Annotated in this window: 4 protein-coding genes; 2 read left to right on the top strand and 2 right to left on the bottom strand. The window is 62.2% G+C overall.

The genetic code is table 11. The features are described 5' to 3' along the window. Positions 1-260 (bottom strand): YdeI family protein (locus tag ABY403_RS15635; RefSeq protein ID WP_372841743.1); only part of this gene is annotated, 260 nt, incomplete at its 3' end. Position 261: 1 nt separating this feature from the next. Continuing rightward, the gene (locus tag ABY403_RS15630; RefSeq protein WP_372841742.1) at positions 262-1167 is read right to left on the bottom strand and encodes a LysR family transcriptional regulator; all 906 of its coding nucleotides are present in this window, start codon (positions 1165-1167) and stop codon (positions 262-264) included. A gap of 89 nt (positions 1168-1256) precedes the next feature. Here ABY403_RS15630 and metF point away from each other — a divergent pair, with 89 nt between their 5' ends. Both metF and ABY403_RS15620 read left to right on the top strand, forming a co-directional pair. Beyond that, positions 1257-2123, top strand: coding sequence for a methylenetetrahydrofolate reductase [NAD(P)H] (gene metF / locus ABY403_RS15625; protein ID WP_372841741.1), 867 nt, complete (start codon positions 1257-1259; stop codon positions 2121-2123). Between the two features lie 102 nt (positions 2124-2225). Then, a partial coding sequence (locus ABY403_RS15620) for a PaaI family thioesterase (protein ID WP_372841740.1) occupies positions 2226-2507 on the top strand: 282 nt, incomplete at its 3' end.

Below are 2507 nucleotides of genomic sequence, written 5' to 3'. Positions count from 1 at the left end.
TTATACTGCGACCAGATAGAGCCTGCGCGCCGCGGCGTCAGGCGGACCAGAAAATACTGTTCATCAAAACTCCGCACCTGCCCGTCGATCCAGCCCCAGCAAAGCGCCACATCAACCGCCTCTTGCCGGCTTGGGGCCACGCCGCCCGCCCCTTTCTTGGCCAGCTTCAACCAAAAGCCCGGCGCTTTGGGGTCTGCCGCGATTTGCGCGGCGAGTGCTGCGGCATCGGCAAGCGCGAGGATCGGCAATTCCACCGCCATATCAGGCCCTTTGCAATTTCACTGGCTCGCTGCGCCCCAGCCGAAGGAAATGCGCCATGAAAGGCTCGGTCGTATCTTCACTGCGCGTGGCGGCGTAAAGCCGCTTGGTCAGGCCCTTGGCGGTGACGGGACGCGTGATGTAATCGGGGCGATATTTCACCTCGCGCAGCACCCAATCGGGCAGCACCGCCACACCGCGCCCCGAGGCCACCAGCATCAGGATCACCGCGGTCAGTTCTACCTGCCGGATCGCCTTTGGCTCTACCCGTGCGGCGCTGAGAAGTTCGGTGAAAATGTCCAGCCTGCCGCGTTCGACCGGATAGGTCAGCAACACTTGGTCGCGGAAATCCTCGGCCTCTACATAGGGCTTGGCGGCAAGCGGGCTAGAGGCCGCGGCCACGAACATCGGGGCATAGTCGAACAGCGGCGAAAAGGTGACGCCTTCGAGCTTTTCGGGGTCGGACGAGATCACCAGATCGACCTCTTGCCGGATCAGTGCTGGCAATGCGCCAAAGGCAAGGCCGGGGCGAATATCAACGTCAACCTCAGGCCAAGCGCGGCGGAATTGTTCAAGCACCGGGAAAAGCCAGTCGAAACAGGCATGACATTCGATTGCAATGTGCAAGCGCCCGGCGCGGCCCTGCCGCAGCGCACCAAACTCTTCGGTCACGGCATCCACCTCGGGCAGCACCCGCTCGGCCAGCCGCAACAGCCGCATCCCCGCCGCAGACAGCCGCATCGGGCGCGCGGCGCGCACGAAAAGCTCTATCCCGGCCTGATCCTCCAAACCCTTGATCTGATGGCTAAGCGCGGATTGCGTGATGTGCAGCAACTCGGCGGCCCGCGCCAGCCCGCCCTCTTCATGAATGGCGCGGATCGTGCGCAGGTGGCGCAGTTCCAGATGCATTATGCTGCAATCCTCATGTTGTTATTGAACACTATGAGTTTGTCTCACATTCCATAATGTGCGACAAGGGGGCAACAAAAGGATACGCCATGCCCACGCCACGTGTAAGTTTTGAGTTTTTTCCGCCGCAAACGCTCGATGCGTCCTTCCGGCTTTGGGAAACCGCACAAGTGCTGGCACCGCTGAAGCCTAGCTTTGCCTCGGTCACCTATGGCGCAGGTGGCGCGACGCGCAAACTTACGCATGAGGCGGTCACAACGATCGGGCGCAACTACGGGCTGAATGTTGCCGCGCACCTGACCTGCGTCGATGCAACCCGCACCGAGACGATGGAAATCGTCGATGCCTATGCGCAAGCAGGCGTGCGCGAGATCGTGGCGCTGCGCGGCGATGCACCGAAGGGGGCCACACGATTTACGGCGCACCCCGAAGGCTTTGCCAGTTCTGTCGAACTGATAGAGGCGCTGGCGGATGATGGCCGTTTCACCATTCGTTGCGGCGCTTACCCCGAGCCGCACCCCGACGCCGCAGACGCAGGTGCCGATGTGCGTTGGCTCAAGCGTAAATGCGAAGCCGGCGCGACCAGCGCCATCACGCAATTTTTCTTTGAAGCGGAAACCTTCTTTCGTTTCCGCGATGCGGCCGAAAAGGCCGGGGTCAAGGCCAAGATCATCCCCGGCATCCTGCCGATTCAGTCTTGGGCCGGGGCGAAACGCTTTGCGCAACGCTGCGGCACCTCGGTGCCCGTATGGATTGAAGAAGCCTTCACTGCCGCCGAACGCGACGGGCGGCAGGAACTGCTGTCCACGGCACTGTGCACCGAACTTTGCGATGACCTCATTCAGGGCGGTGTCGAGGATCTGCATTTCTACACGCTCAACCGCCCCGGGCTGACGCGCGATGTGTGCCACGCATTGGGCGTATCGCCCACGCCGGCACTGGAAAAGGTCGCCTGAAGGCACGACGCCGGGCCAGCCGCCGCAGCTTTTGCTACCCACCCCTCTTGCGCCCGGGCGCTTGGGGCGCAAGTCTGCGGGCGCAAAGCCCCGGAGCCCCCAATGCCCTATGCCTTCATCGCCCGTACACCCGCCGATATGCCCACCCGGGAAGACCTTTTGTCACGATCTGGGCTAGAGTTCATGCAAGCGGTGCTATCGGGCGAATTGTCTGGGCCACCGATTGCGGGGGTGCTGAACTATACCCTTCATTCGGTTGAACCGGGGCGCGTGGTCTTTCGTGGCTCGGCGCTTTTTGAACACACGAACCCGATGAGCGGCGTGCACGGCGGCTGGTATGGAACGCTGCTTGATAGCTGCATGGCTTGCGCGGTGATGACCAAG

This window comes from Phaeovulum sp. (assembly GCF_041596715.1).
GTDB lineage: Bacteria > Pseudomonadota > Alphaproteobacteria > Rhodobacterales > Rhodobacteraceae > UBA6213.
The sequence above is the reverse complement of the archived record's forward strand: the minus strand, read 5'-3'. Positions and strand labels throughout refer to the sequence as shown.